Consider the following 26,867-nt stretch of genomic DNA (forward strand, 5'->3'; position numbering starts at 1 on the left):
GCGGGTGCCCGCACCACCGCGCGCTCCCGCCACGCAGGCTCCCGTTCCCGCACGTTCCCGGGCTGCCCGGTGGCCCCTTCCGCCGTCACACGCACCACGCCGGACCCCGCACCGTCCGTGCCCTACCGCCCGGCAGACCGCCCCCCAACCGGCATCCGCCCGCCGCGCACCACCCGCCACACCCTGCATGTGCACCCGCCCGGAAGGAGGGCACCCATGTCTCTCGCCAACCAGACCGCGGTGACCAGAAGGCTGGAGATCACCCCCAAGGCGCCACCGATCCCGGGCGATGCGGACGACCCGATCGCCGCCGCCGACCCGTCGGGCGCCGCCACGGCCGCCGGCACCGATACGGCGGACGGTGCGGCCACCGGCACCGAGGCACCCGACGATGCAGCCGTGGGCCCGCCCCTCGGCCCCGTCATTGACACCTCCGCCGGCCGTACCCTCCCGCCCACCGCCGTCACCGCCGTGCTGCACGCCTTCGGCGGCCGTCGCCAGGACCTCCCGCCCCGTACGGTCGTCGTCCTCGGATCCACCGCTCCGCTCACCGCACTCCCCGCCACCCACGAGGGCATCCCGGTCCGTACCGCCTCCTCGCCCGCGCACGCCCTGCACCTGGCCCACCACGAACTCCAGGCCAAGAGCGCCGACCTGGCGTTGGTTGCGGGCTTCCAGGAGCCCCTGGGCCGGGCCGTCACCGTCCAGGCCCTGCGCCGGGCGGCCGAAGCGGTCGCCGCCGACGACAGTGTGCTGGGGGTGCTGGACTTCGAAGGCTGTGCGGGACCGGCGGACGAGCCGGTCCTGCGGCCGTCGCGGCACAGCCGCCGGCTCACCGACCCCGCGGCGCCCCGTCTGCTGCTGTGGTCCGGCGGCAACGCGGCGGAGGAACAGCGCGTACGGCGCGAACTGGCGCCCCTGCTCGACGGTTTGTTCCCGGAGGCGTTCCCCGCCCTGCCGGCCACCATGCCCTGCGGCAAGGCTCCCGGGCCGGTCCGTGCCGGGGCCGTCACCACGGCCGAGCGGGCCCCTGCGGCGGTCGCCGCGGCCCGCACCGTGCATGCGCCCCGCCCCCGCCCGGTCGCGCTGCTCTTCCCCGGCCAGGGCTCCCAGCACACCGCGATGGCCGCCGGACTCTACGGCCGGGAGCCGGTCTTCACCGCCGCCGTCGATGCCGTACTGGAGCTCATGGGCCCGGAGGGGCCCGCCATCCGCGCCGACTGGCTCGCCGACACCCCGGTCATCGCCATCGACGACGTCCGCCGCGCCCAGCCCCTGCTCTTCGCGGTCGACTACGGCCTGGGGTGCATGGTGCTCAGCTGGGGCATCCGCCCGGCCGCCCTCCTGGGCCACAGCGCCGGCGAACTGGTCGCCGCGGTCCTCGCCGGAGTGGTCCCGCTCAGCGACGCGGTCGCGATGATGCGCGAGCGGGTCGTCGCGGCGGTGCGGATTCCCGCGGGCGGCATGCTCGCGGTGGCCGCGGGCGCCGACACCCTGCGTCCGTACCTGCGTGCCGATGTGGTCATCGCCGCGGTCAACGCCACCAGCCAGACCATGCTGGCCGGTTCGACCGCTCCGCTGGCGGAAACGGCCGCCGCGCTGCGCGCCGCCGGGCACACGGTCGTCACGGTGCCCGCCACCAGCCCCTTCCACAGCCCGGCCATGGCCCCGGCATCGGCCGCGGTGGAACGCGCCTACACCGGCATCCCCTTCCGCGCCCCCGACCTGCCGCTCTACTCCGGCTACACCGGCGACCTGCTGGGGCCCGACGACGCGGTGAGCCCCCGCTTCTGGGCCCGGCAGATCACCGACCCGGTGCTCTTCCAGCCCGCGCTGGACCAGCTGCTGGCGGCCGACGACATGCTCCTCCTCGAAGCGGGCCCCCGGCAGACCCTCACCGTCTTCGCCCGCCGCCACCGCGCCGTCCGTCTGGGCGCCTCGGCCGCCGTCCCCCTCCTGCCCGCCCGTCCCGTCACCCCGGAGGCCGACCGGCACGCCGTCCTGACCGCGGCCTGCCGCCTCTGGCAGGAGGGCCACCAGCTCAAAGGAGAAGCCCTGGCCCGCCTCTGGACCTGCGCCGCGGAAGAGGCCACCCCCGCCCCCGCCACCCGGGCCGGCACACCCCCGGTGGGCGTCGCCGGCTGAGGCCACCACGGACGGGAATCCGGCGGGCCCGCGCCGGATTCCCGCCGCGGACCGCTCCCCGCACCGGCCGCACCGCAGCGAAGCGGTCGCGGCCCGGAGACCCTGCCCTCGCCCCCGCTCTCGCCCATTGGCCCCTTCCGGCGCGACATGAGCCGACGAGGCTGTACCAATGGCACAGTCATCTCGGCGTCTGTTGAGCAACCTGCCGCACTGATGCTGTGATGGTCCCGTCGATGGCGCTGCGGATCCCCGCGGCGCCTTTTTCATGCGGGAACGGCGAAGGGGCGGAAGCTGTGCTGAAGAGGATGTTCGTGGCTCCGGATCCGGGGTGGCTGCGGCTGCGCAGCGCCGCCCGGTCCGTCCTCGGCATCGGCCTGGCGGTCACCGGGTGCGGTTTCGCCGGGCACTCGCTCGTCGCGGCCATCACCGGCGGGCTCGCCGCGCTGCTCGCCCTCTTCACGGTCACCGACGCGACGGTCCGCGCGCAGATGGTCACCACCGGCCTGCTGCCCGCGGTCGGCTTCCCGGTGCTCGCCGTCGCGGCGGTGCTCCATGAACATCCGGTGGGGCGGGGTGTGGCCTTCGCCGCGGTGGTGGGCGCGGGGGTCTACGCCCGCCGCTGGGGGCCGCGTGGCCACGCCCTGGGGGTGTTCGCGTTCATGACCTTCTTCGCGGCGCAGTTCCTGCACACGGTGCCGGGACAGCTGCCCGACCTGTATGCCGCGATCGCCCTCTCCCTGGCCGCCTCCTCGACCGTCCGCTTCGGGCTGTGGTGCTACGAGCGCCGGCTGCCCCCGGCCGTCGTGCCCGCCCCGACGGGCGCGAGGGGGCTCGCCCGGACGACCACCCGCCAGGCGATCCAGGCCACCGCCGGCAGCGCCTTCGCCCTCGTCGTGGGCCAGTTGCTCTCCGAGCAGCGCTGGTACTGGGCCGTGGGCGCGACGTGGTGGATCTTCGTGAACACCACCTCGCGCGGCGAGACGATGGTCCGCGGCTTCCGCCGCACCCTCGGCACGGTGATCGGCGTCGTCCTCGGGCTGCTCGTCGCCGTCCCGCTGCACGGCGCCGTCGTCCCCACGGTGGTCCTGGTCGCGGTCAGCGTCTTCGGGATCTTCTACACCGCCGCTGTCTCGTATACGTGGATGATGCTCGCGGTGACGTTGATGGCCACGCTGCTCTACGGGCTCCTGGGAGTGCTGGACCCCGGCCTGCTCACGCTGCGTCTCACGGAGACCGGTGTGGGGGCGCTCGGCGCGGCGCTGGCGGTGCTCTTCGTGCTGCCCGTCACGACGCACGCCACCACCGACGCCTGGATCCAGCGCGCCCTGCGCTGTGTGCACCGCTGCACCGCCGAGGCCGCCGCCCGCCTCGCGGGCTCCGCGACCGCCGACCCCGCCCCCCACGTCGCCGAACTGGGGCCGCTGCTGAGCCGGGTGCGCCTGTCGCTCTCCCCGCTCGTGCACCCCCTGAGCCCGCTGCGCGCCCGCAAGGCGCGGGCGCGGCAGGTGCTTGCGCTGCTCGACGACTGCGCCCGTGAGGTCCGCGCGCTGGCCACCATCGCCGCCGATCCGGAGGCATCCCACGATGCCCGGCTCACCGCCTCCTGCCAGCGTGTGGAGGCCGCCGTCGAGGCACTGACCACCCCGCGCAGGGCACGCGACGCGGCGGCCGCCACCGTCTTTGTGGCGCACCCTCCCGCTGCGGAACCCGCGCTGGTCCATCTCCACGGCCTGGAGCGGGCACTGGCCGACCTCTCCGCACCGCTGCGCAGCTCCCCGCGCTCCCCACTGGTCGACGCCTGACCCGGAGCGCCTCCGGGGGCAGCCCGCCGTGCGGCCTGCGCGGCGTACGGAGCGCCTGGGACGCCGGTTCGGTCCCGGGCGCGCGGGGCGCACGCCCGTGAGCGGGAACCCGCCATCGCCCCCAACGCCCCGCCCCCGGCTGTTAGCGTCGCCGGGGCACCTCAACGGGCAGGCGGACGAAGGGCGGACCAGTGGAAACGAGCGACCACGGCCGGCGCGCGTACATCGGATCGTTCACCGCGGCCGGCGGCCTCGGCATCACCACCGCGGCCGTCCACCCGGAGACCGGCGCACTCACCCCGCTGCACTCCACCGACGCCGTCCCCAACCCCTCCTACCTGGCCCCGAGCCCCGACGGCCGCTACCTCTACGCGGTCAGCGAGACCCCGGACGGCACCGCGGCGGCCTTCGCCCTCACCTCTCGGGGACCCGAACTGCTCGCACCTGCCGTCCCCGTGGACGGCGCCGACCCGACCCACCTCACCCTGGCGCACGGCCACCTCGTCACCGCCAACTACAGCTCCGGCAGCGTCAGTACGCTCCCCGTACGGCCGGACGGCACGCTCGCCGGTCCCGCCACGGTGCTCGCCCACCGGGGCAGCGGCCCGCGGACCGACCGTCAGGAGGGTCCGCACGCCCACGCCGTGCTGCCCGACCCCAGCGGCCGCTGGCTGCTCAGCGTCGACCTGGGCACCGACTCGGTCCGCAGCTGCGCCCTGGCCGCCGGCGACGGGACGCCGGCCGTACGCGCCGAGACCCGGCTGCGGCCCGGCAGCGGCCCGCGTCATCTCGCCTTCCACCCGCACGGCGACCGCGCCTATGTCATCAATGAACTCGATCCGACGGTCACGGTCTGCCGATGGGACGCCGGCCCCGGTGCGCTGACGCCGCTGGGGGAGACCCCCCTCCTCCCGGACGGGGCCGCCACGGCCGGCACCTTCCCCTCCGAACTGGTCGTCTCCCTTGACGGCCGGTTCGCCTGGGCCGCCAACCGGGGCCACGACAGCCTCTCCGTCCTCTCCCTCGACGGCGACACCGCCACCCTCGTCACCACCGTCCCCTGCGGCGGCCACTGGCCCCGTGATCTGGCGCTGCACCCCGACGGCCGGCACCTTTACGCCGCCAATGAGCGCTCCGGCGACGTCACTTGGTTCACCGTCGACCAGGCGACCGGCATCCCGGCCCGGGGCGGATCCGTCCCGGCGCCGGCCGCCTCCTGCGTGGTCTTCGTCTGAGCCGCCCAGGGCCGCCTCACCCCTGCGGAAAGCGTCCGCCGAAGTACACCTGTGTCTCGGCGAGCCGGCCGTCCCGCACCGTCATCACCTCGACATTGCGATGCCGCTCGCCCGTCTTCAGCTCGTACTCGTACCGGACGAAGACCTGCTCGCCGTCGAGGGCCACGGCGTCGAGAATCTCCTGGGAGCGCAGCCGGTCCGCCGTGGGGAAGCAGATCTCCAGGAACGCGGCCTTGCCGATGTGGTCGTCCTGCGGACTGGTGAAGGCGAAATCCTCGGCGAGCAGCCGGTCCATGGCCGCACGGTCCTGGGCGAGATAGGCCCCGAAGGCGGCGCGGACGAGGTCGACGTTCGACATGAACTTCCTTCCGTTGGGCGGCCGCTCAGGCGCGCGGGGCGAGCGGGCCGGCGAATGCCTCTGCAGGACGGTAGACCTCGCGGTGCTCCCGGACTCATCGGTCGGCGTGTCAGGGGCGCGGCAAGCCCCCTGTGAGGGCAGCTCCCGGGCGTACGCCCACCGGGGCGCCCGCACCGCGGCCACCGGCCTCCCGGGCCTTCTGCGGGGCATCTGCGCCGCTCGGAGCGGAATCGGACGTATCGCCTCCGGCTGGACACGGTGCCCGGACGAGGCGCCCGGACAGGGCGACCGCACATGCCGAAGAGCCGTCCCGACAAGCCGAAGGGCCGCCCCGCGCGGTGCGCGAAGACGGCCCTTCGCCGGAGCGGCGTCCGGTCCGGCGGAAGAGTCCTAGCGGACCGGTGCCCCCTGTGCCTGCGTCGGGAGGGTGATGCCCACCGCCGCCGCATAGTTCGACAACGCCAGCCGGCCGACCGTGCCGTAGGCGCCCAGCGCCTCGGCCGATGCGCAGCCCGCCTCCGCCGCGGCCGCCCCCAGAAGGCCGTCGGTGATCTCCGGGCCGATCAGGTACGGGGCCAGCGCCAGCTGCTGCGAACCGGATCCGCGCAGCTGCTCGGCCGTACGGGAGATGGCGCCCTCCTCGTCCAGGGCGGCGGCCAGCACCGGCACCGCGAGCCGTGCGGAGAGCAGCATGCCGGTGATCCCGGCGGCCTGCACGGCCTCCTCGCCGCCCACGGTGGCGAGGATGATGCCGTCCGCCGCCGTGGCGACCGTGAACAGCCGGGCACGGTCGGCGCGCGCCAGACCGGCCTCGGAGAGCCGGACGTGCAGCGCCTCGGCGAGCAGCGGGTGCGGGCCGAGGACATCGGTCAGCTCGGCGCCGGAGCCGCTGTTCATCATGGCCTGGCGTATCCGGCGCAGCAGGGCGCTGTCCGGCCCGGCCAGCAGCGGCACCACCACGGCGGCGGGGCCGGGGTCGGGCTGCCCGTCGGCGCCCACCCGGGCCTTGTGCTCGGTGGCGGCCTGCGCCAGCACGGCCTCCAGGGACGGGAACTCGTCGTCGCCGCCGTCGACATAGCCGATCCGGGCGTCGAGGCCCGGGAGCTCGGAGCGGGCGATGCTGGAGACCTCTTCCGCCAGGCTGCGCGAGGCGGCGGAGGGGGTGCCGGGCACGGCCAGCACCAGGGCGGGCGCGCCCTCGGGTGCGGCGAGCGGCTCCGGCCTGCGGTGGCGGCCGGACTGCCGCGCGCGCGGCATACGTACAGGCAGGCCGGGTGCGGCTCCCGCGCTCGGGGATGCGGCGTCGAAATCGGGCGAGCCAGGTGCGGGCCCAGTGGGGGAACTCATGGCGCCGCATGCTAACGGTTCGGACCACCCCCGCGCGGAGGGAGGGTTCGGTGAAGAGGTATCCGTCCCGATTTATCCCGCGCGTCACCCCGTGCTACCCCGGTGCAGGCCGTGTGATCTGCAACAACTTCGCATCGGCGGGCAGTGTCAGACGGTCATCGGCCAGTGCCGCGGCGATGGTCAGCGCCCCGTCGAGCGGGCTCCCGGCGGCGGCTGCCGGACGGGCGTCCGGCAGCCGCTCCGTCAGCGCCGTACGCAGCGGAGCCAGCAGGGGTTCGCCCAGGCCGAACAGCCCGCCGGTGCAGGCCACCGCGGTGCCGGCCCCCGGCGGGCAGACCGCGGCGGCGGCATCGGCGATATGGCCCGCGGCGGCACGCATGATGCCGAGGGCCACGGCGTCGTTCTCGACGGCGCAGCGGGCGACCTCCGGGGCGAACGAGGCCAGTACGGCGGGCCGGTCGGGGCGCGGGTAGAGCGCGCCGGGCAGCCCGGCGACCGGCCCGAACACCGCTTCCGCGCGCGCCAGGAGGGCGGCCGAGCCGCCCGGTCGTCCGTCGTACGCCCGCAGCGCGGCCTCCAGTCCGGCGCGGCCGGTCCATGCGCCGCCGCCGCAGTCGCCCAGCAGATGCCCCCAGCCGTCCGCGCGGCGCCAACCGCCCACGGTGGTCAGGTCCGTACCCAGGGCGATCATGCCGGTGCCCGCGGCGACCACGGCACCGGGCCGCTGGCCCAGCGCGCCGGCGTACGCGGTCACGGCGTCCGCGGCGAGGGCGAGGTGGTGCACCCCGAACGCGGTGGCCAGTGCGGCCGGCAGCCGGGCACGCAGATCCTCGCCCAGAGTTGCCATACCGGCCGCGCCCACGCATACCGCGGCAAACCCGTGCGCACCCACTTCGCGCCCCAACTCCTCAGCTGCGGGCAGGAGTTGGGACAGCAGATGGTCCGCGTCGATCCCGGCGGGGCCGGTGCGCACCGGCTCGTGGGAGGCGCGGGTGGCCAGCGGACGGGCCTCGGTGTCGTCGGCGCGAGCGACGGCGATCCGCAGCCCGGACCCGCCCGAGTCGATCCCCAGGACATGGCCGGGCCGGAGGGCGCCCGGGGTGCGGCCGGCGGGCTCACCCAAAGCCGCGGGCGTCCTGCTTGAGGGCGGTGTCGACGGTCAGGGCCGTGGCGACGACCAGGCTCAACAGCGGGTCGGGCAGCTGATGGTGGATCTGCAGGACGTAGTTGTCCGCCGTCGTGAACATCGTCTTGGCGAGGCCTTCCCAGGTCTTGGTGATCCGGGCGACCTCGGTGTCGGCGTGGTCCACGATGGCGAAGTTCCAGGCGCGCCAGTTCTCGGCCTTGATGGCGCCGATCCGCTGGCCGTTGACCATCATCGCGAAGTTGATCTTCCCGATGGCGTTCTGCTGGACGATCTCGCCGACCGGCGAGCCGTCCGGACGCTGCACGATCACCTTGGACTTGAGGATCTTCGCCGGCCGGGTCAGCACCAGCTGCGGCTGGCCGTAGGCGTCCCGGATCTCCAGCTTGTGGGTCATGTACTGATCGAGGCTGGAGACGACGCGGAGCACCTTCTTGGCCGTGCTCTGCCCGACCTGGACGACCGCGCCGATCGTGTTGCCGTGCTGGTCGAAGACGCTGTACTCGTTGGTGACCTCGATGAGCTTGGCCTTCTGGTTGACCACCAGCACCGGCTCGGTGAACAGACTGCCGCCGCCCGGTCCACCGGGCGCCACCCCGGCCTGCTGGTGCACCTGCTGCTGCACGCCGCCCGGGTTCGTGCCCGGCTGCGGCATCGGCTGCTGTCCGTACGGCTGCTGCATCGGCCGGCCGGGTGCCTGCTGGCCGGGTGCCTGCTGGGGGTGGCCGTAACCACCCTGCTGACCGTACGGCGCCCCGCCCTGCTGGCCCGGATAGGGGCCCTGGCCAGGCGCCTGCTGCTGCGGCATCTGCTGCTGCGGTGCGGACTTCTGCAGCGTCTGCTGCTGCGGGGCCTGCTGAGCCTGCGGCTGGTGAGCATGTTGCGGTGGGGACTGCTGAGGGCCCGGCTGAGGTGCCTGGCCCTGGTCGTGCGCCGCGGGCTGTTGCCCCGGGTGGGTGTGCTCCGTCCACTGGGACCCGTCCCACCAGCGCAGTTGGTGGGGGGTGCCCTGCGGATCGGCGTACCAGCCCGCAGGGATGTTCGCATTCGTCATGCCAGGCACACTATCCCCCGGTGTCAGGGCAGCCTCCAGTCGACGGGCTGTGCGCCCTGCCGTACCAGGAGGTCGTTCACCCGGCTGAAGGGATGCGAGCCGAAAAAGCCCCGGTCGGCGGACATGGGGGAGGGGTGCGCTGACTCGACGGCCGGCAGATCGCCGAGCAGCGGCCGCAGATTGCGTGCATCGCGCCCCCACAGCACCGACACCAGCGGGCGCTCGCGCGCCACCAGCGCGCGGATGGCCTGCTCGGTCACCTCTTCCCAGCCCTTGCCGCGGTGTGCGGCGGGCTTGCGGGGCGCCGTCGTCAGCGCTCTGTTCAGCAGCAGCACGCCCTGGTGCGTCCACGGAGTCAGATCGCCGTTGGACGGGCGGGGCAGCCCGAGGTCGGAGTGCAGCTCCCGGAAGATGTTCTCCAGGCTGCCGGGCAGCGGACGCACGTCCGGCGCCACGGAGAAGCTGAGCCCCACCGCATGCCCCGGTGTGGGGTAGGGGTCCTGTCCGACGATGAGCACCCGCACCTCGTCGAAGGGTTGTTGGAAGGCGCGCAGCACATTGTTGCCGGCCGGGAGATAGGTACGCCCCGCGGCGATCTCCGCCCGCAGGAAGTCGCCCATCGCGGCGATCCGTCCGGCAACGGGCTCAAGTGCCTTGGCCCAGCCCGGTTCGACAATGTCTTGGAGAGGTCGTACAGCCACGGGATCACCCTACTGGCCGGGGCCCGCCCCCCTTCAATCGATGGCCAAGCCTGCCCTGCGTCCGGCGCACCGCGGGAGGTGCACTGCCGCTCGACAAGGCGCCGTGACCCGGCATGCGGGCCATCGCCCCGCCGTGTCGCCCCGCTTCCCTCAGGCCACCGCGGCCGCCCGTACACACAGCACATCCGGCAGGTGGGAGGCGAGTTGCTGCCAGCTGTCGCCATCGTCCGCGCTGGCGTACACCTCGCCGTTGCGGTTGCCGAAATACACCCCGGCGGGATCGGCGTCGTCGACGGACAGGGCGTCCCTGAGGACCGTGCCGTAATGGTCCTCGTCCGGCAGCCCGGCGCTCAGCGCCTGCCAGCTCCCGCCGCCGTCGGCCGTGCGGTAGACCCGGCAGCGGTGCCCGGCCGGCACCCGGTCGCTGTCGGCGGTGATCGGGAAGAGATAGGCGACATCCGCCGTGCGCGGATGGGCGGCCACGGCGAAGCCGAAGTCGGAGGGCAGTCCGTCGCCGATATCCGTCCACTGCGCGCCCGCGTCGTCGCTCCGGTAGACGCCCCAGTGGTTCTGCAGATAGAGGCGGTCGCGGTGCACCGGGTCCTGCGCGATCTTGTGGACGCACTGGCCGAACTCCGGATGCTGGTCCGGCAGGAAGACCGCCTTCACGCCCGTGTTCGACGGGGCCCAGCTGGCGCCCCCGTCGAGCGTGCGGAAGACCCCTGCCGCGGAGACGGCGACGGTGACCACGCCGGCGTCCCGCGGGTCAGTGATCACCGTATGGACGGCCAGCCCACCGCCGCCCGGCACCCACTCCTCCCGGCTCGGGTGGTCCCACAGGGCCCGCACGAGCTCGAAGGTCTCGCCGCCGTCCTCGGAGCGGAACAGCCCGCCGGGCTCGGTGCCCGCATAGATCACATCAGGGGCGGCAGGACCGGCCGGATGCAGCTGCCACACCCGCTCCAGTGAAGTCCCGGTGTACTTCGGGTACGTGACCGCGGGGCGGGAGGGCTCGTGCCAGGTTTCGCCCAGGTCGTCGGAGTGGAACACCGAGGGACCCCAGTGGGCACTGTCGGCCCCGGCCAGCAGCCGGGGCGTGGCGCGGCGGGTGTCGATCGCGAGGGAGTACACCGCCTGCGCGGAGAAGTGCGGGCCGCTCACTTCCCAGTCACCGTGCCGTCTACGGCCGATGAAGAGCCCTTTGCGCGTGCCCACCGCGAGCAGTACGTCAGTCATGCCGGAACACCTCCGGGACGCCGTTGTCTCAGACAGTGGCAAGTTTGCACCCGGCCACTGACAATGGCGTCCCGGAACATGTCCGCGCAGGTCGGACGGTGCGGTCCCGCTCCTGCCACGGGTAGCGCACGCCGTCCCGACGGCCTCAGACCGCCCGGTGGTACGGCTGCGGCACGGCGGTCCGTGCCCCCAGTTCCCGTGCCGCGTGCTGCGCGAAGCTGGGGGAGCGCAGGAGCTCACGGCCGAGCAGCACGGCGTCGGCCTGACCGTCCGCGATGATCTTCTCGGCCTGCCGAGCCTCGGTGATCAGACCGACCGCGCCCACCGCGAGCCCGCTCTCCTTCTTCACCCGCTCCGCGAACGGCACCTGGTAGCCGGGCCCCGTGGTGATCTTCGCGTCCGGCGCATTGCCGCCCGTGGAGGTGTCCAGCAGATCGATCCCGTGCTCGTGCAGCTCGCGGGCGAAGCGCACGGTGTCGTCGGCCGTCCAGCCCTCGCGCTCGTCGCTCTCGTCCTCGGTGAGCCAGTCGGTCGCCGAGATCCGGAAGAAGACCGGCAGTTCCTCGGGCCAGACCTCCCGTACGGCGTCCACGACCTCCAGCGCGAACCGCGTCCGGTTCTCGTACGAGCCGCCGTACTCGTCGGTGCGCCGGTTGGTGAAGGGCGAGAGGAACTGGTTGATCAAGTAGCCGTGCGCACCGTGGATCTCGGCCACCTCGAAGCCGGCCGCCAGCGCCCGCCGCGCCGTCGCGCGGAACTGCGCGACGATCTCGCCGATCTGCGCCACGGTCAGCTCCGCGGGGGCCGTGAACCCCTCGCCGAACGGCACCGGGCTCGGCCCGACCGGCTCCCATCCGTATCGCTGACCGGGGAGGAGCGGGGCGCCACGGTCCACCCAGGTGCGCTCGGTGGAGGCCTTCCGGCCGGCGTGGGCGATCTGGATGCCCGGGGCGGTGCCCTGCTCCTTGAGGAAGCCGGTGATGCGCCGGAACGCCTCGGTCTGGGTGTCGTTCCACAGGCCGAGGTCGTACGGGCTGATGCGTCCTTCGGGGCTCACCGCGGTGGCCTCCGTGAGGATCAGGCCGGTGCCGCCGGCCGCGCGCGCGGCCAGGTGCTGGAAGTGCCAGTCGCCGGGCGCCCCTTCCGCCGGACCCTCGGGAGCCGCGGAGTACTGGCACATGGGCGCCATCCAGAGGCGGTTCGGGACGGTCAGCGCGCGGAGGGTGATGGGCTCGAACAGTGCGCTCACGGCGGGCTCCTGTACCTGAAGGCGAACGGGTGCCGGCCGGCCCCGCACTCATACGATAGGCGTCGTACTACGGTGGATGTCAAACTACGATGCTTCTCGTACAATGAGCGGGCGGGCGGCGCGCCAGGCCACACCGAGCCCCGCAGAATGAGTCAGGAGCCGTCATGCCGACCGAAACGACCTCCACGCGGGCTCCTTCGGGCTCCCGGTCGCTGGAGCACCCGGCCCGTGAGGACATCCGGCTGGCCGACGTACTGCATGCGCTCGCCGACCCGGTGCGACTGCGGATCGTCTGCGCACTGGCGGCCGCCGAGGGCGAGCTGAACTGCGCGGACGTCGAACTCCCGGTCAGCAAGTCGACCTGCACCCACCACTTCAGGGTGCTGCGCGAGAACGGCGTCATCCAGCAGCTCTACCGGGGCACGGCCAAGATGAACGGGCTGCGCCGGGCCGATCTGGAAGCGCTCTTCCCCGGTCTGATCGACGATGTGCTCCGGGCGGCGGATCTGCAGGCCGACCGCCTCGGGGAGGAGTGACCGGGCCGCCCCGGGCCGGCGGACCGGAGCCCGGCGCCCCGGCCCGCCCGCGGATTCAGCGGGTCACTTCCGCGCCGCGCGCCGCGTCCAACAGCCCTGCCCAGTCCGGCAGTTTGACGGTGCCACGCCCCAGCCCGCGGCCCCACTCCGCCTCGGCGGCCTCGATGGCCAGCCAGCCCGGCCACGGGACCGGCCGCTGCCCCGCCCGGGTCAGCGCGGCCACCGGGTCCTCGGCCGCGCCGCGCTCCGTCAGGGTGGCGGCATCCGCCAGCAGCGACCGCGCGGTCTCCTTGGCGCACGGCCGGTTGGTGCCGATCACGCCCGTGGGCCCCCGCTTGATCCAGCCCGCCACGTACACGCCGGGCAGCGGCGTCCCGTCCTGCAGCACCCGCCCGGCCTGGTGCGGCACCGTCCCGGTCGTCCCGTCGAACGGCAGGCCGGGCTGCGGCGTCCCCCGGTAGCCGACCGAACGCAGCACCAACTGCCCCTCGATGTCCTCGAATTCGCCGGTCCCCGTCACCCCGCCGTGCCCGTCGGGCGCCGTCCGTTCGAACCGGACCGCGCGCACCCCGCCGGCATCCCCGAGCACCTCGACCGGTCGCAGGAAGAACCGCAGATGAATGCGGTGCCCCCGTCCGGCGGCCCCCGCGTCCAGGTCTGCCGGGGCGGCCGCCGCCCGCTCCGCCCAGCCGCGCAGCACCTCGACATTCCGCCGCCCCGCCGCAGGCAGCCCGCCCGGATCCCGGAACGCCGGATCCAGCGCCAGCTCCTCGGGCCGTACGAGCACCTCGGTATCCGGAAGGGAGCCCAGTTCCCGTAGCTCCTTGGTGGTGAACTTGGCCTGGGAGGGGCCGCGTCTGCCGACCATCCAGACGTCCTCGACGCTGCTGTCCGCGAGCGCGCCGAGCGGACCCTGCGGCATATCGGTAGCGGCAAGCTCGGCGGCACCGCGGGACAGCATCCGCGCCACGTCCACCGCCACATTCCCCACGCCGATCACGAGGGCGGACCGCGCCGCGAGGGTGAATCGGACGGCGGCCGCATCCGGGTGTGCGCTGTACCAGGCGACGAACTCGGTCGCCGGATGGCTGCCGGGCAGCTCCTCACCGGGGATGCCCAGATGCCGGTCGGTGGCGGCACCCACACAGAACACCACCGCATCGAAGATCTCCCGCAGCTCCTCGACGCCCAGCCCCGCCGCCCCCACCTCGACGTTCCCCAGGAAGCGCACCCTGGGGTGCTCCAGCACCGTCCGCAGATTGTTCTGCAGCGATTTGATCTTCTCGTGGTCCGGCGCGACGCCGTAGCGCACCAGACCGTACGGGCAGGGCAGCCGATCCAGGACGTACACCTCGATGTCCGGTACGGTCTGCTGCTCGATCAGGGACTGGGCGGTGTAGACGCCGCTGGGTCCAGAACCGATCACTGCGACACGAAGCACGAGTGGCCCCTTCCGCGGGATACCCCCAGGATCGCACCGGCAGGCGCGCGACGGGAGATGCGCTATCGGGGTTGCTCCCGGTGGGATGAGCGTGCCGCGCTACTGGGCCGGGTGAGCGGGGGGCTAGGTTTTCAATGTGTCGGAAAGTGACTTTTATACCGTTAATCACCGATATGAAGCCCAGGGCGCGCCATTGGAGTGGCCCACGTGGGAGCTGCGGGCGCACGGCTCGGCCGCGCCCGCTCTCGCCCCCGACCCCGCCGCCCCGGACGATCCATCCGGATCCCACGGCCCCGGATGCCCGCTGCCCCGGCTCGATCCGCTGGGCCCCTGGTGCAGCGCCCGGCTGACGTTCGCCGACGGCGCCCGGGTCGATGTCCTCGTGACGGTCTCCGACGACCACATCACCGTCGAGGACGTACGGGCCGACCCGCCGCTGACCCTCGCCGGCCTCACCGACCTGGCCCGCTGGATCGAAGGCCCGCTGGACGACGCCTTCCGGGCGGCCACCGGGCGGCCGCGGAGGACGCGGCCCGCGCCCCGGCAGCCCGGCCCGGTGGCCGCCGCACCGGAGCGGGGCGGAAGGCCGCGGAGCGGGCAGGCCACGGCGACGGTGAGGGGCGCGGCACCCAAGCCGACGACGGGACGCGTTCCGGAACCGGAATCGACGGGTTCCGGAACGGGGGCGGCAGCAGGGGAGCGCGTGGCGCCTGCGGCCCAGGGGGCGGCCGCGCCGGGGGAGGGGCCGACGGCTGCGACGGGCACCGTCCGGGGAGACGGCGCACTCCACCGGGCGGACACGGGCACCGGCACCGGCCACCTTGCCGATCCGTCCGCCGGGCGGCCGGCCGGAGGGCCCACCGAACCGCCCTCCGCCCCTTCCGCCTCGCTCGCCCCGTCCGCGTCGCCCACGTCGTCCACTCCTGCCCCGGTCTCCGCGTCATCGGCGCCGACCGAGCCGTCGGCGTCGTCCGACTCGTCGACGCCGTCCGCTTCGGCCCCGCCGCCCGAGCGTGCCCGCTCCGCCGTCCTCGCCCGGTCGCGGGGCGGCGAGCGCCGCAGGATCGCCGCTGACGCGTACCGCCAGGCCCAGCGGGAGGGGGGCGATCCGGTGCTGGCCGTCATGCTCGCCACCGGCCGTAACCGCCGAAGGTCGCTACGCCTGATCGCCGGTGCCCGGGACGCGGGGCTCCTGACGCCGCGTCACAACAAGCGCTGACCGGCAACCGTCAGGGCGCCTGCCCGGTGTCCGCCCGCATGCGCTGCATCCGTCCGATCTCGGCGCTCTGCTGCGCGATGACATCGTTCGCCATCTCCTGAGCGAGCGTGTTCCTGCCCTCGGAGAGCAGGTCCGTGGCCATGGAGACCGCACCCTGGTGGTGCGCGATCATCAACTTCAGGAAGAGCGCGTCGAACTTCTCGCCACGCGCCGCCCGCAACTGGCCCAATTGGGCCGTGGTCGCCATTCCGGGCATCTCCCCGTGATGGTGGTGCCCGCCCACCGTGCGCGGTCCGCCGAAGCCGCTCAACCAGCCTTCCATGGCGCCGATTTCGGGCCCCTGGGCCGCGGCGATCCGCTCGGCCAGCCGCCCGACCCGCCCGGCGTGGGCGTACCGCTCGGCCAGGCCCGTCATCACCAACGCCTGCCGATGGTGCGGGATCATCATCTGGACGTAGTCGAAGTCGGCGGAGTTGGGGGAGTCTTCGCCACGCGCCTTCCTGGCCTCGTCAACGGTGAGGGTCTGGGCCGGTTCACCCGGCTTGCCCGGTGCCACCACTTTCGGTGCCCCGGCCCGGGTCGCCTCGGTGTCGTCGCCGGATGAACAGCCGTTCAGGGCAAGGGAGATGGCCAGTCCGCAGCCGGCCGCGACGAGGACGTTCACTCTCCTGGGACGCTTCAACGCACGCACACTCCTGTCCGTCGGAACCATCCGCCGGGGCTTGCCCGGTCATTACCTGCCCCACTCGGGCGTTACGGCTTCATTGCCTTCTATTGATATGTACATGAGCAGCGCGATACTACCGGGGCCAAGAACCGTTCACATCGGAACGGACTTCAGGGAGGTCCTCGTGACGTCGTTGCACAGACCCCGCGTGCGGCGCAGACCCCTCGGAGCGGTGGCTGCGGCCTTCGGGCTCGCCGCTTCCCTCCTCGTGGCCGGACCGGCGGCCGCAACCCCCGACCCCGGCGACCACCCCTCCGCGGCCCGGGAGATGAGCCGCAGCCAGGAGGCGGACACCCGGGACGCGATCAAGAACGGCGACATACCCGGCGTGGACGAGGTGGTCCACAGCGCCAACGTCCGTCATCTGACGAACATCCCCAAGCAGGCACTCCAGGGCACCAACTCCGATCTCGCCTTCCAGGGGAAGTACGCCTTCGCCGGCAACTACGACGGCTTCGTGATCTATGACATCTCCCGGCCCAAGGCGCCCAGGGCCGTGAGCCAGGTGCTCTGTCCCGGTTCACAGAACGACGTCTCGGTGTCCGGGAATCTGCTCTTCCTGTCCACGGATTCCTCGCGCAGTGACAACTCCTGTCACAGCGCCGCACAGCCCGCGACGGAGAAGTCCTCCTGGGAGGGCATGAAGATCTTCGACATCAGCGACAAGAAGAACCCCAGGTACGTCGCCGCCGTCGAGACCGCCTGCGGTTCCCACACCCATACGCTGGTCCCCGAGCGCCGCGACGTCTACGTCTACGTCTCGTCCTACTCGCCCAGCGAGACCTTCCCCGACTGCCGGCCGCCGCACGACGGCATCTCCGTCATCAAGGTGCCGCGTTCCGCGCCCGAAAAGGCCGCCGTCATCGACTTCCCCGTCCTCTTCCCGGACGGCGGCAACCCCGGCGGCACCACCAACCCCGGCGTCTCGCAGACCACCGGCTGCCACGACATCACCACCTTCCCGAAGCTGAAACTGGCCGCGGGCGCCTGCATGGGCGACGGCATCCTTCTGGACATCGCGAACCCGGCCGCGCCCAAGGTCATCGACCGGGTCGAGGACAACGTCAACTTCGCCTTCTGGCACTCCGCGACCTTCAACGAGCGGGGAAACAAGGTGGTGTTCACCGACGAGCTGGGCGGCGGCGGAGCGGCCACCTGCAACGAGAAGACCGGACCGAACCGCGGCGCCGACGGGATCTACGACATCGCCGGCAAGGGCACCCACCGCAAGCTGGTCTTCAAGAGCTACTACAAGATCCCGCGCCACCAGGCCGACACCGAGAACTGTGTCGCCCACAACGGCTCGCTGATCCCGGCCAGGAACCGCGACATCATGGTCCAGGCGTGGTACCAGGGTGGCGTCTCGGTCTGGGACTTCACCGACTCCGCACACCCGAAGGAGATCGGCTACTTCGAGCGCGGCCCGCTCTCCACGGACTCACTGGTCACCGGCGGCGCGTGGTCCGCGTACTACTACAACGGCCACATCTACTCCAACGACATCGCCAAGGGCTTCGACGTCCTCAGCATCGATGACCGCCGCACGGACAGCGCCGAGTCCGTACGGATGCGGGAACTCAACGTCCAGACCCAGCCCGACTACCGCTGACCGGTCGCTCCTGCACCGCTCTGCGCGTCGGCGGTTCCGCCGGGCGGCTCCTCGCCCGGCGGGACCCCCAACTCCCAGGCCAGTCCGTACCGTTGGAACAGCTCGGCGCGCAGTCGCCCGCCCGGCATCGGCGCTCCCGGCAGCAGCATCGCCACCACCGATCCCATCAGCAGCGCACGCAACAGCGGATAGTCGGCATCGGGATCCGAGGAGCCGTACGCCACGACCGTCTCCCGCAGCAGCTGGGCCAGCCGTTGCTGCTCGGGGCACTGGATGAATCCGTCGGCCGTCAGTATTCCCGCCATATGCGTCCGCATCAGCAGCGGGTGATCGCGCGCAAGCCCCAGGATCGCGTCGATGGCCCGAGCCATCAGCTCGCGCCCCGCGTCCGGCCCGCTCGGCCGTGGCGCGCGCTCCAGGGCGGCCTGCAGCGTGAGATGCATCAGACGGTGCACGGCGGACTGGAGCAGCTGACGCTTGCCGGGGAAGTAGTACGAGACGAGCCCCCGCGCCGCCCCCGCCCGATGGGCGATGTCCCCGAGCGTCGTCGCCTCGTAGCCGCGCTCTCCCACCAGCTCGACCGTCGCCTGCAGCAGCCGCTCGCGGGACCGCCGCCGCAATTCTTCATTGACCGATGCGCTGCGGGGGGACATCCTGTAACTCCTGCGTTGACTGGCTCAGGGCCAATATACTCTGTACAACTCTGGATATCCGTCCTTGGGTGGAATCCGGTCAAGCTGCCCGATTCGGGCGACGCGGGGGATCGCCCGAATCGGGCGTGAACGAGGCCGGGGTTGGCCTCGCGGCCTGCGTCTTCTTGGCAGGTCATGAGGCCGGCCCCGGCGCACGGCGCGGTGCGGGTTCGCTCACCTCCCGCCGCCTCTGATCGTCCTCTAGTGGACTCCCTGACGTGGCCGGGCCATGGCCGCCGAGCGCGAGGTCCGGCCTGTGTGTACAGCATTCGCGCAGCTCAGGAGCCGTGTCCCACCGTGTTGCCCGGGGCTGGGCGACGGCGGATCGCTGCCGACAAGGGCGGTAAAATACGACACGTGGGCTTCCGTCGCCTGTCTGTGGATCGCCTCCTTGAGCAGCCATCGGGTCGTGGGCTGGTGGCGGTTCCGCTCGGCCTGATTGTGGCGATCACCGTGACGGACCTGCACTCCCCGGCGAATATCCATTTGGGTCCGCTGCTGGTCATCGCGCCGGCGCTGACCGCCTCCATCGGCGGACCCGGGCTGACCGCCCTGGTCGGGGCCCTGGCCGTGGCCGCGCAGGTCTTTATCGCGGTGTTCCACGGGGGGCTGACCACCAGCAACCACGTGGCGCAGATCATCGCCCTGGCCGTGCTCTCCACACTGATCGTCTTCTTCTGCCGCGCGCGGGAGCGGCGCAGCCGGGAGCTGAGCCGGGTGCGGTCGGTGTCCGAGGCGGCGCAGCGGGTTCTGCTGCGGCCTCCGCCCCGCCGGATCGGGCCGCTGCGGGTGGCCTGGCTGTATCTGGCCGCCGAGGACGAATCGCAGATCGGGGGCGATCTGTTCGCGGTCGCCCGTGCCGCCCGTCCCCGCACCCGGGTGATCATCGGTGACGTCCGGGGCAAGGGGCTGTCCTCCATCGGTGAGGCATCGGTCGTGCTGAGCGCGTTCCGTGAGGGGGCTCACCGGTATGCCTCCCTGCCCGACTTGGCGGGTGCCCTGGAGGACAGCGTCTGCCGGAACCTGGACGAAGTCGCCGACACCGAGCACGACCCGGGCGAGCACTTCATCACCACCCTCATCGCCGAGATCTCCGACCACGGCCCACGGGCCGAAATGATCAACTGCGGCCATCCGCCACCGTTGTTGTTGCACGATCACCAGGTCACGGTCCTGCACGCACGCCACCCCGCACCCCCCTTGGGCATGTGCGAACTGCCCGTCCCGCTCCGCAGCACCGACCCGTTCACTTTCGAAGCCGGCGACATTCTTCTGCTCTACACCGACGGGGTCATCGAAGCCCGTTCGCCCACCGGAGCCTTCTACCCGCTCGCCGAACGGGTCGCCTTCTTCCCCACTTCCAGCGCCGACGCCCTGCTGCACCACATTCACCGCGACCTGCTCGCCCACACCGGCGAGCAACTCGCCGATGACGCGGCCCTCTTGGTCATCGAACGCGTTCCGTCCCACCACCTGCCGCATCTCACGGGCCATCCCCACGACGGCCGGCGCCGGCCCACGCCGGAGGCTCGCCCCTTCCCCGGCCCTGAGCCGGGACGCGACACCGGGAGCCGGTAGGAGGCGGAACCGGACCGGCAGGAACTGCCCTGTTGCCGCGTTGCCCCGCTTGTGTCACGCGGAGGACGGACGCGCCAGTCCGCACCGGAAAAGCGTCAACCGGGCGCCCAGCATCCGGGCATCCCCGTCCAAGCAGCATGAATCCGGGCGTGGCGTGCCGGCCGCAGATGTTCGGCGCCCGACATCTTGTGGCCTGTGTCGCTGGCTGGTTAAGCTCCAGCACGCTTCCGGCACATTTCCTCCGCAAGTTGACCTATTGGTGCGGTCGATCTTCACGATCTGCCCACAAACCTGAGGTGGCTTCGCATGGAACGGCGATCAGCGACCCCGCGCGGAGACGACTCACCGCACGGTTTACCGTCGGCGTCCTCCCGGAGTGGGCCGGCGAACCCTCCGGCAAACCGTCCGGTGAGTGACCCGGCAGGGAAGGCGCCCGGCGGCACCGCTCGCGGCACCGCTCGCGGCACCGCTCGCGGCACCGCGAGACCGGTCCCGGGCCGTCCCTGATGACGCACTCCGCTCCGGCGCCGGCAACCGCCGTCCCCCTGCCGCACGCCCCCCGCGACGTCCGGCTCTTCTGGTGGGCGGGCACCTGCGACGCACTCGGCAGTCAGACGTCCGGGTTCGTTCTGCCGCTGCTGCTCCTGAGTCTCGGCCGTTCCCCCGCGGAGGTCGGCGCCATCGCCGGGCTCTCCGCGGCCGCCACACTGGTGCTCGGCCCGCTCGCCGCCGTGCCCGCAGACCGCGGGGCACGCAAGCAGGTGATGGTGGGCGCCGCGCTGGTGTCCGCCGTGGCGATGAGCGGTGTCACCGTGGCCGTCGCCGTGGGCCCGGTTCCGTTGGCCGTGCTCCTCGCCGCCGTGCTCGTCGAGCGGTGCGCGACCGCCTGCTACGAGGCGGCGTCGCTGGGCACCGTTGCTCTGGTGTGTCCCCCGCAGCAGCACCGGCGGGTCCTGTCCCGATTACAGGCGGGGGAACGGGGTGCCCTCGTCGTCGGGCCCGCGCTGGGCGGGCTGCTCTTCGCCGCCGGCGCCTGGCTGCCGTTCTTCGTGGACGCCCTGTCGTACGCCGTCGCGGCGGGCGGCATCCGTGCCATGCGCTCCGATCTGTCCCCGTCGCGGGAGCAGCGGCCACCGGCCGGCACCTGCCGGACCTGGCGCGCCCTGCTCACCGAGGCCGGGGCAGGAGTGGCGTTGCTCCGCCGGGAACCCTTCCTGCGGCTGGTGCTCGTCTGGCTCTCGGCCGTCAACGCCCTGCTGGTCGCGCTGTATTACACGACGGTCTTCGCCCTCCAGGACCATGGCCGGGGCGCGGCCCCGCTGGGCCTGGTCCTCGCGCTGTCCGGGGCGGCCGGCCTGGCCGGCGCGCTGGCGGCACCCCGGCTGGCTCGCCGGCACTCCGCGGCGAAAGTGCTGGTGCCGGTGTCCTGGCTGCTGGTGCCGCCCGCCGCGGCCCTGGCGCTGGCCCGTGACGCCTGGCAGTTCGGTCTGCTCCTCGGGCTCCTCTGCTTCCTGACGCCGTCGGCCACCGTGGCGCTGCAGGCCCGGATCCTGCACCTCACACCACCCGGGCTGCAGGCCCGCACCGGCATCCTCCTGGCCACCGCGTCGGGCGCGGCAGCGGCCCTGGCCCCGGCCCTCGCCGGGCTGTCCGCCGACCGGGCCGGGGCCGGTGCCACCCTCACGGGCTGTGCGGTGCTGCTGGCCCTGCTCGCGCTGTACGCGACCTGTGTGGCACCGCAGTTCACCCGCGGAACGGGGGAGGAGACCGCATGAGTGCGACCGCGACAGGTACCGCCGTACCGCCGCCCCACGCCACCGGCTTCCGGGTCTACCGGCCGGCGCTCCCCGAGGTCTGCCCGCGCGATCCGGCACGTATGGCCCTGGCCGCGGACGCCGACGGCCGCTGCGAGATCTTCACCTGGAACGCCGCCACCGGCACCGCGCGCCAGGTCACCGACAGCCCGGACGGCACGGTGCACTGCGCACTCGACGCGGATGCCCGGGTGTGGTGGTTCGCCGAGGACCGCAGCGGCCTCGGGCTCTGGCACTTCCAGGACTTCGAGGGCGGACCGCGGCTCCCCGGCCTGGCCGGCCTGCGACCGGGCCTCCCGTGCGGCCTCGCCCTCAGCGACGCCGGCACCGTGGCCATCGGCCTCGGGGACGGCCGCGGGACGACCGTCCACCTCGGCACACCGGGCGGCCCGGCCCGGCCGGTGCGGACCGTCGACGGCCATTCGCTGCTGACCGGCATCTCGCCGTCGGGCGGGCTGCTGGCGCTGTCGGGGGCGGCCGGATCCGACCGTGCGGTCACCCTGATGACCTGCTCCGGGGCGGACCTCGGCCAACTCTCCGGACGCGGCGGACGGTTGTGGGCGCTCGGCTTCGCGCCGTCCCCGTCGGCCACCGAACTGCTGCTGGTCCAGGAGCACAACGACCACTACCGGCTGGCCAGTTGGCGGCCCGGCGCCGGACTGCGGCCGCATGACTGGTGTCACTTCGACACCGAGATCACCGCGCGCTGGTATCCCGAAGGACGCCGGGTCCTGATCCGTCAGGACCGCCACGGCCGCTCCGCCCTCACCGCGGCCGACCTCGACCGACGCACCCTGACCCCGGTGCCCTGCCCACCGGGCACCCTGCTCGACGCCGCCCCGCACCCGGGCGAGGACGTGCACTACCTCTGGACCGACACGGCCACCCCGCCCCAGATGCGCTCCACTGCCGGCACCCGGCTCCCGGCGCTCCCCGCCCTGCCCGCCCCCGCACCCGGCCGGCACCGGGACCTCTGGACCCCCGGTCCGGACGGGCCCGTGCACACCCTGCTCGGCGAACCCGACACGGCCCCCGGCCGACGGCCCCCGCTGGTGTTCCTGGTGCACGGCGGCCCCGCCGACCACGACCGCGACGCCTACGACCCGCAGGTGCACTCCCTGGTCGCCTCCGGGTTCGCGGTCGCCCGGGTCAACTACCGCGGTTCCACCGGCTACGGCCCCGGCTGGCGCGCCGCGTACGGCGAGGGTGTCGGGCTCACCCAGGTCGCCGACCTCGTCGCGGTCCGGGCCGACCTGCTCCGCCGCGGCCTGGCCCGTAAGGACGCGATCGGCCTGTGGGGCACCTCCTGGGGCGGCTACCTGGCGCTGCTCGCACTCGGCACCCGGCCGGATCTCTGGCAGGCGGGTGTCGCCGTCAAACCGGTCGCCGACTGCGCCGCGGCGCACCGCACCGGCACCCCCGCGCTGCGTGCCCTGGACGAGCGGCTGTTCGGCGGCACCCCCGAAGCCGTGCCCGAACGCTACGCGCGGAGCTCACCCCTCCACTACGCCGCCGCCCTCCGCGCCCCCCTGCTGGTGATCGCCGCCACCCGCGACGCCAAATGCCCACCCGGCCAGGTCCGCAGCTACCTCACCGCCCTGCGGAAGGCCGGCGTCGGGCACGAGTCCCTGTGGCTGGACACCGGCCACGACGGTTACACCGGCGCGCACCACGTGGCCGCCCTGCAGCGCGCCATGGGATTCCTCGGCCGGCACCTTTGCCGCACCCCGCGGCCCACCGAACCCCCCGTCCCCCGGCGGACGGGGTCTCCGGGAGCACCGGCCCGTCCGGCGCCCCCCGGAATGTGACACCCATTCCCGCAATACCGGCAGAACAGGAGACCCAGCCATGCAGAAGGACATCATCCACAACGACCCGCTCGCGGGCGACGAGGAGAACCGCAAGCCGGGCATCGGCATCACGGTGACCGTCCCGTTCCGTAACGCCGAGGACACCGAGGAGGACTGATCCTCCCCGGCCGGCCCGGTGCGCCACCCGGGCCGGCCGGACCGCCGCACGTCACCGGCCGGCCGCCGGCCGCCGCCACCCCACCCCGCCGCCTACGAGGAGCCGACATGCGCGTCCTGCTGGTCAACATGCCCTGGTCCCCGATCGACCTCCCGTCCCTCGCACTCGGAATCCTCCGGCGAAGCGTCGACGAGCGCACCTCCGGCCACGCCGATGTCCTGCACGCCAACCTGGAGTTCACCGACTGGATCACCCGGCGCACCGAGTTCACCGCGGACGACTACCAGTTCTATGCGCTCTCCTCGTACTTCATGGGGTGCGGCGACTGGGTGTTCTCCTCCGCCCTCTACGACGACCCCGAGTGGCGGGTACCGGAGTTCCGCGCCTCGATGCGCGGCAAGTTACGCGACGAGCGGATCCGGATGTCCCACGAACTGCACCGCGTGGTACCGGAATTCGTCCAGGAGACCGCCGAGCGGATCGTCGCGGCCGGTCCCGACGTCGTCGGCTTCACCTCCACCTTTCAGCAGAACACCGCCGCGCTCGCCGCCGCCAAGTACGTCAAACGCCTCGCCCCGCACATCAGGACGGTGATGGGCGGAGCCAACTGCGACGCCGAACAGGGCGCCGCCGGCCACCGCAACTTCCCCTTCCTGGACTTCGTGGTCCGCGGCGAGGGCGAAGCCGCCTTCCCCCAGCTGCTCACCGCCCTCGACGAGGGCGGTGACCTGTCCGCCGTCCCCGGGCTGTGCCACCGAAGCCCCGACGGCACCAGCACCGCCAACCCGATGAGCACCAGCCCGCTGCCTCCGGCCACCATCCTGCCGCCCGACTACAGCGGCTACTTCGAGCGGCTGGCGTCCTCCGTCGCCCGCAACTGGGTCGAACCCAAGCTCGTCGTCGAGGGGGCCCGCGGCTGCTGGTGGGGGGAGAAGCACCACTGCACCTTCTGCGGACTCAACGGCTCCTTCATGCAGTTCCGCAGCAAGAGCCCCGACACCTTCTATGAAGAGATCATGGAGCTGGCACGCCGTCATCGCGTGCTGGACATGTACGTCGTCGACAACATCCTCGACATGGGGTACCTCAACACCGTTCTGCCCCGCATCATCGACAGCGGCTACGACCTGCGCCTGCACATCGAGATCAAGGCGAATATGCGCCGGACCCAGCTGCGTACCCTCGCCGACGCCGGGATGATCTACGTCCAGCCGGGCATCGAGAGCCTGAACAGCCGGGTGCTCGACCTGATGGACAAGGGCGTCAGCGGCTGCCAGAACGTCCGTATGCTCCGCGACGGAGCCGAGACCGGACTCTCCGTCTCCTGGAACTACCTTCATGGCTTCCCGGGCGAGACCGCCGCCGACTACGAGCCCGTCATCGCCCAGTTGCCGGCCCTGGAACACCTCGACCCGCCGGTCGACCTCTCCGCCCGCATCGCCATCGAACGCTTCAGCCCGTACTTCAACCGGCCCGAACTCGGCTTCACCGGTCTGCGGCCCGAGGAGCACTACCGCTTCACCTACGACCTGCCCGAGTCCGAACTGCACGACCTGGCCTACGTCTTCGAGGCACCCGAACGCGGTATCGGCGAACCCACCGTCACCTCCCTCAACGACGCCCTCGGCGCCTGGCGGAAACACCACACGGACAGCAGGCTCACCCACACCGACCTCGGTGACCGCATCGTGTGCGTCAGCCGAAGACGCGCCTTCGACTGGGGAGCCATGGAGCTCACCGGGCCCCTGGAGCTCGCGGCCTTCCGGCTCCTCGACCAACCGCACGCCCCCGCCGCGCTGACCCGCAAGCTCGCCGCGCGCCTGCCGGAGCACCCGGTCGACGAGACTGTGGTGCAGGCCCTGCTCCAGCACTGGGTGACGCTCGGGCTGGTCTTCACCGACGGCGGTCAGTACGTCCACCTGGCGCCGGCCGCCGTCAACGAGGACCTGCTGCGGCTCGACTTCATGCGCCACCGCCACGCCACGCCCGCCCGGCAGGAGGCGCCGGTCGCGCCCCGGGCCGTCGTCCACGCCTGAGCGCCGCCCGGCCCACGAGGAGACACCCATGAGCTGCACCACCACCCCCGCACCCCGGGCACTGACGCTCGCCGCATGGCGGGACTACGACGAGGACGCCGCCACCCTGCCGGGCATGAGCCTGGGCGAACTCGACCTGGCCGGCCCGCCGGAGGAGCACGCCGCCCGGCTGTGGGAGCTGGGGGTACGGCGTGCGCGGTTCGCCGAGGAGATCGACCTGACCGCCGTCGACGACCCCGATGCCGCCGCGTACGCGGTCCGGCGGCTGTGCCTGATCCGAGATCTGACGGCACGCGCGGTGCTGGTCCAGTGGCAGCTGCGCCTGCCGGCGGAGCCCGGCGACGGCTGGCGCGAGCTCAGCCACCTCCAGCCGCCGCGGACCCTCACCGGCCCCGCCGACGAGGCGGCCGCGCTCTCCCGGTGGCACAACGAGCACTACCTCTGCAAGTGCCTGTGGCGCCAGGGCCCCGGATTCGTCCAGATCCGCGACCGCCGGTGGGGCAACCTGCGCCGCTTCACCGCGGACGAGCCCGCCTACCGGAAGGCGATCGGCCAACTGTCCTACGGCGCACCGCTGTCGGCCGTACCCGAGGCCATCGTCGCCGACTTCCTGGAGGAACGGCTGGTCTCCCGCACCGGACCGCTCCTGTGGTGGCTGCCGTACCGGGTGAACCGGTGGATCCAGGAGGCCATGGTCATCTGAGTGTCCGGGGACGCAGGGACACGGCCGGGGCCTGGCGGCCGTGAAGGCCAAGGGCCGTCACGTGGCACCGCATCCATTGGAGAGTGCCACGATGACGGCGACCGCGTCCGTCGCGGCCCTCACGCGTCGGCCGGATCCACCGCGAGGAACGGAGGCGGGGGAGGACGGGCTCGTGCCGTGTCGGCCGCATATCGGTCGACGGCAGTGTTCTGTCGGCGGGGTGTCGGCGGCCGCTGGGACCGTGCGGCGTGGGCGGCACCCGTCATCAAGGCG

At 72.9% G+C, this 26,867-nt stretch carries 21 protein-coding genes; 11 read left to right on the forward strand and 10 right to left on the reverse strand.

Going from position 1 to position 26,867, the window contains the following annotated elements; all coding sequences use genetic code 11:
* The first annotated feature begins 216 nt into the window (after positions 1–216).
* From ACWGI6_RS18295 to ACWGI6_RS18305, 3 genes are all read left to right on the forward strand, one after another.
* A complete protein-coding gene (locus ACWGI6_RS18295; RefSeq protein ID WP_453268450.1) occupies positions 217–2,145 on the forward strand; it encodes an acyltransferase domain-containing protein in 1,929 nt (642 codons plus the stop codon).
* Positions 2,146–2,438: 293 nt separating this feature from the next.
* Positions 2,439–3,947, forward strand: coding sequence for an FUSC family protein (locus tag ACWGI6_RS18300; RefSeq protein ID WP_453268451.1), 1,509 nt, complete (start codon positions 2,439–2,441; stop codon positions 3,945–3,947).
* A gap of 191 nt (positions 3,948–4,138) precedes the next feature.
* Positions 4,139–5,182: a lactonase family protein gene (locus ACWGI6_RS18305; protein ID WP_453268452.1), complete on the forward strand. Its 1,044-nt coding sequence runs from the start codon at positions 4,139–4,141 to the stop codon at positions 5,180–5,182.
* 16 nt (positions 5,183–5,198) lie between these two features.
* On the opposite strand, the gene ACWGI6_RS18310 is transcribed toward ACWGI6_RS18305, so the two are convergent.
* The 7 genes from ACWGI6_RS18310 to ACWGI6_RS18340 form a co-directional block, all read right to left on the reverse strand.
* Complete coding sequence (locus ACWGI6_RS18310; protein WP_393910187.1) at positions 5,199–5,540, reverse strand: nuclear transport factor 2 family protein; 342 nt, start codon at positions 5,538–5,540, stop codon at positions 5,199–5,201.
* A 390-nt stretch (positions 5,541–5,930) separates the two neighbouring features.
* Positions 5,931–6,887 (reverse strand): sirohydrochlorin chelatase, encoded by a 957-nt coding sequence (locus ACWGI6_RS18315; RefSeq protein ID WP_453268453.1) that lies wholly within the window; start codon positions 6,885–6,887, stop codon positions 5,931–5,933.
* A 94-nt stretch (positions 6,888–6,981) separates the two neighbouring features.
* The gene (locus ACWGI6_RS18320; RefSeq protein ID WP_453268454.1) at positions 6,982–8,010 is read right to left on the reverse strand and encodes an N-acetylglucosamine kinase; all 1,029 of its coding nucleotides are present in this window, start codon (positions 8,008–8,010) and stop codon (positions 6,982–6,984) included.
* Positions 8,003–9,085 carry a phospholipid scramblase-related protein gene (locus ACWGI6_RS18325; RefSeq protein WP_453268455.1) on the reverse strand — a complete coding sequence of 361 codons (1,083 nt, stop codon included), beginning with the start codon at positions 9,083–9,085 and terminating at the stop codon, positions 8,003–8,005. The genes ACWGI6_RS18320 and ACWGI6_RS18325 overlap by 8 nt, the downstream gene beginning before the upstream one ends.
* Positions 9,086–9,108: 23 nt before the next feature.
* A complete protein-coding gene (locus ACWGI6_RS18330) occupies positions 9,109–9,786 on the reverse strand; it encodes a uracil-DNA glycosylase (RefSeq protein WP_453268456.1) in 678 nt (225 codons plus the stop codon).
* A 150-nt stretch (positions 9,787–9,936) separates the two neighbouring features.
* Entirely contained in the window at positions 9,937–11,022 is a 1,086-nt protein-coding gene (locus ACWGI6_RS18335; protein WP_453268457.1) for a WD40/YVTN/BNR-like repeat-containing protein, read from the reverse strand.
* Positions 11,023–11,167: 145 nt separating this feature from the next.
* Complete coding sequence (locus ACWGI6_RS18340) at positions 11,168–12,271, reverse strand: NADH:flavin oxidoreductase/NADH oxidase (RefSeq protein ID WP_453268458.1); 1,104 nt, start codon at positions 12,269–12,271, stop codon at positions 11,168–11,170.
* 164 nt (positions 12,272–12,435) lie between these two features.
* Here ACWGI6_RS18340 and ACWGI6_RS18345 point away from each other — a divergent pair, with 164 nt between their 5' ends.
* Positions 12,436–12,807, forward strand: coding sequence for an ArsR/SmtB family transcription factor (locus tag ACWGI6_RS18345; protein ID WP_393905954.1), 372 nt, complete (start codon positions 12,436–12,438; stop codon positions 12,805–12,807).
* Positions 12,808–12,862: 55 nt separating this feature from the next.
* On the opposite strand, the gene ACWGI6_RS18350 is transcribed toward ACWGI6_RS18345, so the two are convergent.
* On the reverse strand, positions 12,863–14,248 hold the full coding sequence (locus ACWGI6_RS18350) for an FAD-dependent oxidoreductase (protein WP_453268459.1): 1,386 nt from the start codon (positions 14,246–14,248) through the stop codon (positions 12,863–12,865).
* 193 nt (positions 14,249–14,441) lie between these two features.
* On the opposite strand from ACWGI6_RS18350, the gene ACWGI6_RS18355 reads away from it, so the two are divergent.
* The gene (locus tag ACWGI6_RS18355; RefSeq protein WP_453268460.1) at positions 14,442–15,467 is read left to right on the forward strand and encodes a DUF6214 family protein; all 1,026 of its coding nucleotides are present in this window, start codon (positions 14,442–14,444) and stop codon (positions 15,465–15,467) included.
* A gap of 10 nt (positions 15,468–15,477) precedes the next feature.
* On the opposite strand, the gene ACWGI6_RS18360 is transcribed toward ACWGI6_RS18355, so the two are convergent.
* On the reverse strand, positions 15,478–16,179 hold the full coding sequence (locus ACWGI6_RS18360) for a DUF305 domain-containing protein (RefSeq protein ID WP_453268461.1): 702 nt from the start codon (positions 16,177–16,179) through the stop codon (positions 15,478–15,480).
* A gap of 139 nt (positions 16,180–16,318) precedes the next feature.
* Here ACWGI6_RS18360 and ACWGI6_RS18365 point away from each other — a divergent pair, with 139 nt between their 5' ends.
* Positions 16,319–17,803: an LVIVD repeat-containing protein gene (locus tag ACWGI6_RS18365; RefSeq protein WP_453268462.1), complete on the forward strand. Its 1,485-nt coding sequence runs from the start codon at positions 16,319–16,321 to the stop codon at positions 17,801–17,803.
* Here ACWGI6_RS18365 and ACWGI6_RS18370 read toward each other — a convergent pair.
* Positions 17,794–18,456, reverse strand: coding sequence for a TetR/AcrR family transcriptional regulator (locus ACWGI6_RS18370; RefSeq protein WP_453268463.1), 663 nt, complete (start codon positions 18,454–18,456; stop codon positions 17,794–17,796). The genes ACWGI6_RS18365 and ACWGI6_RS18370 overlap by 10 nt on opposite strands.
* Before the next feature lie 396 nt (positions 18,457–18,852).
* Between ACWGI6_RS18370 and ACWGI6_RS18375 the strand changes: the two genes are divergently transcribed.
* The 5 genes from ACWGI6_RS18375 to ACWGI6_RS18395 all read left to right on the forward strand — a co-directional run bounded on the left by ACWGI6_RS18375 (position 18,853) and on the right by ACWGI6_RS18395 (position 26,594).
* The gene (locus tag ACWGI6_RS18375) at positions 18,853–20,073 is read left to right on the forward strand and encodes a PP2C family protein-serine/threonine phosphatase (RefSeq protein ID WP_453268464.1); all 1,221 of its coding nucleotides are present in this window, start codon (positions 18,853–18,855) and stop codon (positions 20,071–20,073) included.
* A gap of 506 nt (positions 20,074–20,579) precedes the next feature.
* Complete coding sequence (locus ACWGI6_RS18380) at positions 20,580–21,848, forward strand: MFS transporter (protein WP_453268465.1); 1,269 nt, start codon at positions 20,580–20,582, stop codon at positions 21,846–21,848.
* Positions 21,845–23,695: an alpha/beta fold hydrolase gene (locus tag ACWGI6_RS18385; protein WP_453268466.1), complete on the forward strand. Its 1,851-nt coding sequence runs from the start codon at positions 21,845–21,847 to the stop codon at positions 23,693–23,695. Before ACWGI6_RS18380 ends, ACWGI6_RS18385 begins: the two co-directional genes overlap by 4 nt.
* Positions 23,696–23,962: 267 nt before the next feature.
* Complete coding sequence (locus ACWGI6_RS18390) at positions 23,963–25,891, forward strand: RiPP maturation radical SAM C-methyltransferase (protein ID WP_453268467.1); 1,929 nt, start codon at positions 23,963–23,965, stop codon at positions 25,889–25,891.
* Positions 25,892–25,919: 28 nt separating this feature from the next.
* Positions 25,920–26,594: a DUF5825 family protein gene (locus ACWGI6_RS18395; RefSeq protein WP_453268468.1), complete on the forward strand. Its 675-nt coding sequence runs from the start codon at positions 25,920–25,922 to the stop codon at positions 26,592–26,594.
* Positions 26,595–26,867: the final 273 nt, after the last annotated feature.

It is taken from the genome of Streptomyces sp. NPDC054786 (genome assembly GCF_053611685.1).

Coding starts and splice junctions, on each gene's coding strand:
- ACWGI6_RS18295 (WP_453268450.1), top strand. CDS start 217: ATGTCTCTCGCCAACCAGACCGCGGTGACCAGAAGGCTGGAGATCACC.
- ACWGI6_RS18310 (WP_393910187.1), bottom strand. CDS start 5,540: ATGTCGAACGTCGACCTCGTCCGCGCCGCCTTCGGGGCCTATCTCGCC.
- ACWGI6_RS18315 (WP_453268453.1), bottom strand. CDS start 6,887: ATGAGTTCCCCCACTGGGCCCGCACCTGGCTCGCCCGATTTCGACGCC.
- ACWGI6_RS18325 (WP_453268455.1), bottom strand. CDS start 9,085: ATGACGAATGCGAACATCCCTGCGGGCTGGTACGCCGATCCGCAGGGC.
- ACWGI6_RS18335 (WP_453268457.1), bottom strand. CDS start 11,022: ATGACTGACGTACTGCTCGCGGTGGGCACGCGCAAAGGGCTCTTCATC.
- ACWGI6_RS18345 (WP_393905954.1), top strand. CDS start 12,436: ATGCCGACCGAAACGACCTCCACGCGGGCTCCTTCGGGCTCCCGGTCG.
- ACWGI6_RS18360 (WP_453268461.1), bottom strand. CDS start 16,179: ATGGTTCCGACGGACAGGAGTGTGCGTGCGTTGAAGCGTCCCAGGAGA.
- ACWGI6_RS18370 (WP_453268463.1), bottom strand. CDS start 18,456: ATGTCCCCCCGCAGCGCATCGGTCAATGAAGAATTGCGGCGGCGGTCC.
- ACWGI6_RS18380 (WP_453268465.1), top strand. CDS start 20,580: ATGACGCACTCCGCTCCGGCGCCGGCAACCGCCGTCCCCCTGCCGCAC.
- ACWGI6_RS18385 (WP_453268466.1), top strand. CDS start 21,845: ATGAGTGCGACCGCGACAGGTACCGCCGTACCGCCGCCCCACGCCACC.
- ACWGI6_RS18390 (WP_453268467.1), top strand. CDS start 23,963: ATGCGCGTCCTGCTGGTCAACATGCCCTGGTCCCCGATCGACCTCCCG.
- ACWGI6_RS18395 (WP_453268468.1), top strand. CDS start 25,920: ATGAGCTGCACCACCACCCCCGCACCCCGGGCACTGACGCTCGCCGCA.